Genomic DNA, 6,489 nt, shown 5'->3' with positions numbered 1-6,489 from the left:
TTTATAAAGCTTAATAATAAATCCTCGTCTCCTTTCAAACCGAAAAAATAACGAATAAAATAATCGTTTAGTTTCTTTACTTCAATATTATCTTTCATAATTATATTATAACAGAATAAATTAATTTGTCAAAATGGTATATATGGTAATATATATAAAGATTCATTAAATTTTAATTCATATATAGTAGTAATTTGATTTGGAGCAATTTTTAAGATAAAAACTAAAAAACAAAAAATTGTAAATTCTGTTATTATAATCAATAATTCAAATCCAATCTAAAACGAAAAGGATATAAAAATTTAAAACCATTATTTACCCCCCCCCCTATGAAGTTATCAAAGAATTTGTTTCTGAAATTATCTCGCCATTTTCTAATCGGTATCCACCAAGCAAAGTTTTTAAGATATATATTATCCAATTTAGCTCCTATGATGTTTTTAATAAAATTAGGAGCTTTTTTTAATAAAGTAAATCTAAAATATTCATCTTCGGATAAATAATTATCATGTCTTTGTGTTATAGAACCTAATCCTCCGCAATTAGAGCATATTCCTTTCATCCTGTTTATTCTCCATTTGTTAAATTTTTTAGAATTAAATAGAGAGATTAATTTATTTTTTTCAATTCTTCCAAAAGTTGGATTTAATTCAAAGTTTGTGCAACAAGTCGTCATTTCGCCTTTATAATTAAAATTTACAACATAATAAGGCTGATTACAAAGATAAGCGCCGATTTCATTATTCCTTTCGGGATTAATTCCGTTGAAAGAATGTATTTTTACATGCAATATTTCGCAATTTATTGAATTAAAATATTTTTCAAATTCGACCCATTCATTTTTATTATATTCGTTTTCCGTAAATCTAACTCTTATGTTAGTTTTTAACTCCGAATATTTTTTCTTACAATGCAAAAGAGATTTTATATTTTCTAAAACGGTAGGCAATTGTTTTCCAAAGCCATGAATTTTTTCATAAGTATAGGGGTTTATAGTATCTACCGAAACTTGAATGTCCGTCAAAGAAGAAAGAACTTCATAAGGCTCATATCTATTTAATGCAAATCCGTTAGTATTTATTAATATCGTGTTAAAATGTTTCTTATTCATAGCGTATTGAGGGAATTGGAGAAAATTGTTTGCAAGCAAAGGCTCTCCCATAGGTCCGCATAATGAAAGCCATTTAATACTATTTATTTTGCATGCATCGTCTATGATAGATTTATAAATATCAAAATCTATAGTTTTATTTGTATCTTTCAAAACTTCTTTAAGATATTCTGGTCTATTAATTCTCCAACAGAAAAAGCATTTTTGATTACAATTTGTAGTTAAGTCTATTATCAAAGAATGCGGTTTATAAATATTTTTTAACATCAATTTTCCTTTTATATAAACATTATTTATTATTTTAATCTCATTTTTTTAATATTTCAAGTCTTCATTTTTATAATTATTTAATAGCCTCGATATGTATCGTAGCCTCAATTGACAATTTTTCTCTTATCGCGTTTTCAAAAATAGTCGCCATATTATGAGCTTCAAAGACAGTCATATCTTTCGGAAAGCGAATGTGAAAAGTAATTTCAGTGTGAGAGCCGTAAATATGTATATGGAAATGATGCAAACTCTCGCCATTTAATTTGAGTTCGTCCGCTATATTTTTTATTTTGTTTATAATCTCTTCGGAAGGATATTCGCCAATCAAAGGTTTAACGCTCGATTTTATCACATCGAAAGCGGCTATAAATATGACGATTGAAACCAAAATACTTAAAATTGCATCCGACTGCCAAAAATTTTTTCCGATTAAAATTCCAATCAAAATTATTATCGAAGTAATGCTGTCGCTTCTATGATGCCAAGCGTCCGCATATAAAGATTTCGCTCCAGATTTTCTATAAGCCCAAAAAGAATATTGAGCCAAAATTTCTTTTATTATAATAGAAACTATCATTGCAATAATAGTGGCTTTATTGAAAGTCGCCGTTTGTTTATTAAGAAGATTTTTTATGGCTTCGGTAAAAAAAGTATAACCGATAAAAACAAGCATTATTCCCACAATAAAACTCGTTATAAGTTCTATTCTTCCATGCCCGAAAGGATGCTCTTTGTCGGCGGGCTTTTTTGAAAATATTCCTCCGATTATGACAATTATACTGCTTATAGAATCGCTTAAAGAATGCCAAGCGTCCGCAATAATCGAAAGCGAACCCGAAAATATTCCAACCACATATTTGAAAGCAAATAATAATATATTTACTATAACCGAAACGATTCCTTCGATTATCATATATCTCGATTTCTTTTCGTTATCAATTATATTCATTTTATTAAATCCTTAAATAAAAAATTAACTATTTTTATTATATACTATAAATTCTAAATAATAAATTAAACCTTGATAAAACTTTATTTTATTGTTATATTTTAATCAATCAATTATTAAATTAATTTATAAATTTGTAATTAAATTATTAAGGAGAATTAATATGTCAAATATAGCTTTCTTATTTCCTGGACAAGGCTCGCAAACGGCTGGCATGGGAAAATCTTTATACGACAATATACCCGAATCAAAAGAAGTATTCGATAAAGCCGCAAATATTTTAAGCGACATAGATATTAAAGCTTTATGTTTCGAGGGAACGGAAGAAGATTTGAAAAAGACGGAAAACACTCAACCCGCTTTGGTTACGGTTGGAATCGCCGTTTACAGAGCTTTACAATCCAAAAATATAGAAGGGGATTATTTCGCGGGGCATAGTTTGGGAGAAATAACCGCTTTATGCGCCGCAGGTTATATATCTTTCGAGGACGCCGTGAAAATTGCCCGAACGAGAGGACTGCTTATGGCGAAAGCTGGTTCGGACGCTCCTTACGGAATGGCTGCCGTTTTGGGACTCAATTACGAGGATGTGGTTAAATGTATGCCCGAAAATAAAGAGGTTGTCGCCGCCAATTATAATTTGAAAGACCAAATCGTTATATCTGGTTTGTCGAAGGCTATTGAAGAAATCACTCCGAAACTTATGGAAGCGGGAGCGAAAAGAGTTATGCCTTTGAAAGTATCGGGAGCTTTTCATTCTCCTTTTATGAAACCCGCAGCCGACAGTTTGAAAGAATTTTTAGATAATGTTAAATTTAATAATTCGGACAATAAGGTTTTTTCAAATGTCACCGCGGAAATTCATTCTTTCGATTCGATAAAAGAAAATTTATATAAGCAAATGTTTTCAACGGTAAGATGGTTTGACAGTATGATTAATATGCAAAAAATGGGAATAACTAAAATTTTTGAATGCGGACCGGGAAAAGTATTGACTGGAATGACAAAAAAAATTGCGCCCGATATTGAAGCCGTTTGCGTTTTCGATATGGATTCCTTAAATTCCGCTATCAATTAAAATATTTAAAACTACAATAATTTTTAAATTAAAGAAAATAAAAAGAGAGAGAATAAAATCTCCCTCTTTTTTTACTTTGTTCAAAATTTTTTATCGAAAATTAAAGTCTATCTATTATTAGAGTTTTCCAACCAAATCGATTCCAGGTTTCAAGGTTTTAGCGCCTGGTTTCCATTTAGCGGGACAAACTTCTCCGCCATGTTCTTCTACATATTGAGCCGCTTGAACTTTTCTTAATAGTTCGTTAGCGTCTCTTCCTATTCCCATGTCGTGAATTTCGTAAGCCTTTATTTCGCCTTTAGGATTGACTACGAAACTTCCTCTTAAAGCTTTTCCTTCTTCTTCAACCAATACTCCGAAAAATCTTGCAAGGATTCCCGTTGGGTCGCCAAGCATAGGATATTTTATTTTTTTGATTGTGTCCGAAGCGTCCGCCCAAGCCTTATGAACGAAATGCGTATCTTCCGAAACCGAATAAATTTCGCATCCGATTTTTTTGAACTCGTCATAAGTGTCCGCCAAATCTCCCAATTCGGTAGGACATACAAAAGTGAAGTCTGCGGGATAGAAGAAAAATACTCCCCATTTTCCCAATACATCGCTTTTTGAAACATCTTTAAAATGTCCGTCTTGATAAGCCTGAACTTTAAAATCGATAAGTTTTTGATTTATTAATGAACTCATTTATAACTCCTTTGTCGCTATTTATAGTTTGTTTTATCTAACAATAATATAATAAATAATAAATTTTGTCAAGTGAAAAAAGATACAAAATAAAAAGAATTATAAATAAAGAAAAATTACTAAAAATTAATTCGATTCGGTTTTTATATATTTATAACATTGATTTAAGTGAACTATTATATGACGACTTAACGGCATCAATAAAAGTCCCGCTATGTCTTTTTTACCCCAATAATATATAAGCCATAAATTATCTTTTGAAACTCCGCCCTCTTTTATAATTTTTTCCAAACTAATTTTATTTATTTTTCTTTTCATATCTTCCGCTTTCAACCTTTTTATTAAATTAATTGTTCTTTCGCTTACTTTATCGCTATAATATTTTAATTTATCAATATTAATGTCTTTCGCCAATTTTTTGATTTCTTCTTTGGTTAGAGAGTTTCCCGTATCCGTAATTGAAATATTTATTTCTTTTTTTAATTTTTCATTTAAAATCGATTCTTTTTCGCGTATCAATATATTTACCGTTAAATCTTCGATTCTTATTATATGCCATAAATTCCATATTATATTTTCGTTTTCGGATTTTTTTAATTCTAAAAATAAATTGTCAATTTGATTTTTTAATTCAGAATAAAGATTTATAAATAAATTTTTTGAAGTTTCCAACATTTCTGGTTTTCTGATTATTTTATTTAAATCTTTATGCATTAAGGTTAATTTATTATTCTTATCAAAATATTTCATTTTTTAATTTTTTATTTACGCTTTGATTTAACTAATTAATAATTAGCCTTTATTTTAAGGTAATAATAATTTATCGCTTAAAGCGTTCTCTTCGTTTTCAAATTTTTTAAGCAAATCGGAAATTTCCAAAGACTTTTTTTCTTCTCCAGAAACATCGTAAATAATATTTCCATCGTTCATCATTATGAGTCTGTTTCCATAATGAATTGCGTCTTTAATATTATGAGTAACCATAAAAGCGGTTAATTTGCCTTCTCTTATTATCTCTTCGGTAATTTCAAGGACTTTTTTTGCCGTTTTAGGGTCGAGCGCCGCCGTATGTTCGTCAAGCAAAAGTAATCTCGGTTTTTTAAGAGTCGCCATTAAGAGAGTAAGCGCCTGTCTCTGCCCTCCCGAAAGAAGCCCCACTTTCAAATTTAATCTCTTCTCCAATCCCAAATCGAGTCTCTTTAATTTTTCGATATATTCTCCTCTCTCCGCTCTCGTTATTCCCCATCTTAAAGTTCTCGGATTTCCTTTCCTTTTTGCAAGCGCAAGATTTTCCTCTATCCACATATTTGAAGCCGTTCCAATCATAGGGTCTTGAAACACTCTTCCAAAGAGTTCCGCTCTCGCATATTCTTTTTTGTCCGTAATATCGACTCCGTCTACAAGTATTTTTCCGTAATCCGCTTCGTAAACTCCAGCGATTAAATTTAAAAGAGTCGATTTTCCCGCTCCGTTTCCGCCAATAACCGTGACAAAATCTCCTTCGTTTAATTTTAAGTCGATTCCGTTAATAGCTTTTTTTTCGGTTATAGTTCCTTTATTAAATGTTTTATATATTTCTTGTAATTCGAGCATAATTATCCTTTTCTTTTTGGATTTAATATTTTTGTAGCCTTTTTATTAAGCACTGGAACGGAAAGAGCTATTGCCACTATTATTGCCGTTAAAAGTTTTAAATCGGTAGCTTTTAATCCTAATTGAAGAACTATCGCTATTATTATTCTGTAAATTATAGAACCCATAACAATGGAAGATAATTTATATAAAAAATTAAATCTATTTCCAAAAATAACCTCTCCTATTATAACGGACGCGAGTCCCACTACTATAGTTCCCGTTCCCATTCCGACATCGGCATATCCCTGACTTTGCGTAACTAAACCACCTGAAAGAGAAACCAAAGCGTTTGAAATCATAAGCCCGATTATTTTCATTATATTTGTGTCCACTCCCAAAGCCCGAATCATCTTTTCGTTATTTCCCGTAGCTCTTATAGCGCATCCAATCTCCGTTCTAAAAAACCAATACATAATAAAAACTATGAATAAAGAAAATACAAAACCGACTAATAAATCCGACATAACTTTGCTTAAAGAAAGAATATTTTGAATAATCGTAAGCGAAGTAGCCATTCCCAAAAGCGGTATATTCGGTCTTCCGCCCATAACTCTTATATTAATGGAATATAAAGCTATCATTGAAAGAATTCCCGCCAATATCCCTGGAATTTGCAATTTAGTATTCAATATTCCAGTGGCAAGTCCCGCCAAAGAACCAGCTAAAAAAGAAAAAATTAAAGTTATGAAAGGATTCATTCCGTTTGATATTAATATCGCGCTTACCGCTCCTCCCAACGCAAAACTTCCGTCAACCGTTAAA

General features: G+C 30.8%; 7 protein-coding genes. 1 reads left to right on the top strand and 6 read right to left on the bottom strand.

The window, feature by feature from the left end; translation table 11 throughout:
* Positions 1 to 259: 259 nt before the first annotated feature.
* Positions 260 to 1,378: a radical SAM/SPASM domain-containing protein gene (locus tag EZH24_RS05705; protein ID WP_137998178.1), complete on the bottom strand. Its 1,119-nt coding sequence runs from the start codon at positions 1,376 to 1,378 to the stop codon at positions 260 to 262.
* Positions 1,379 to 1,454: 76 nt separating this feature from the next.
* The gene (locus EZH24_RS05700; RefSeq protein ID WP_137998177.1) at positions 1,455 to 2,330 is read right to left on the bottom strand and encodes a cation diffusion facilitator family transporter; all 876 of its coding nucleotides are present in this window, start codon (positions 2,328 to 2,330) and stop codon (positions 1,455 to 1,457) included.
* Between the two features lie 163 nt (positions 2,331 to 2,493).
* Between EZH24_RS05700 and fabD the strand changes: the two genes are divergently transcribed.
* Positions 2,494 to 3,408: an ACP S-malonyltransferase gene (gene fabD / locus EZH24_RS05695; protein WP_137998176.1), complete on the top strand. Its 915-nt coding sequence runs from the start codon at positions 2,494 to 2,496 to the stop codon at positions 3,406 to 3,408.
* A gap of 117 nt (positions 3,409 to 3,525) precedes the next feature.
* Here fabD and ahpC read toward each other — a convergent pair whose 3' ends face one another.
* From ahpC to EZH24_RS05675, 4 genes are all read right to left on the bottom strand, one after another.
* Positions 3,526 to 4,092, bottom strand: a complete 567-nt coding sequence (ahpC, locus tag EZH24_RS05690) for an alkyl hydroperoxide reductase subunit C (protein WP_137998175.1) — start codon at positions 4,090 to 4,092, stop codon at positions 3,526 to 3,528.
* Positions 4,093 to 4,218: 126 nt separating this feature from the next.
* Positions 4,219 to 4,842: a DinB family protein gene (locus tag EZH24_RS05685; protein ID WP_137998174.1), complete on the bottom strand. Its 624-nt coding sequence runs from the start codon at positions 4,840 to 4,842 to the stop codon at positions 4,219 to 4,221.
* 54 nt (positions 4,843 to 4,896) lie between these two features.
* The gene (locus EZH24_RS05680; RefSeq protein ID WP_137998173.1) at positions 4,897 to 5,685 is read right to left on the bottom strand and encodes an ABC transporter ATP-binding protein; all 789 of its coding nucleotides are present in this window, start codon (positions 5,683 to 5,685) and stop codon (positions 4,897 to 4,899) included.
* Positions 5,686 to 5,687: 2 nt separating this feature from the next.
* Positions 5,688 to 6,489, bottom strand: an 802-nt coding sequence (locus EZH24_RS05675) for an ABC transporter permease (protein WP_137998172.1), incomplete at its 5' end; no start/stop codon positions are given.

The sequence above is a fragment of the Brachyspira catarrhinii genome, from assembly GCF_005518285.1.
In the GTDB taxonomy this organism is placed as follows: Bacteria; Spirochaetota; Brachyspiria; order Brachyspirales; family Brachyspiraceae; genus Brachyspira; species Brachyspira catarrhinii.
Note: the sequence above shows the minus strand (reverse complement) of the source record. Positions and strands in the feature narration are given on the sequence as shown.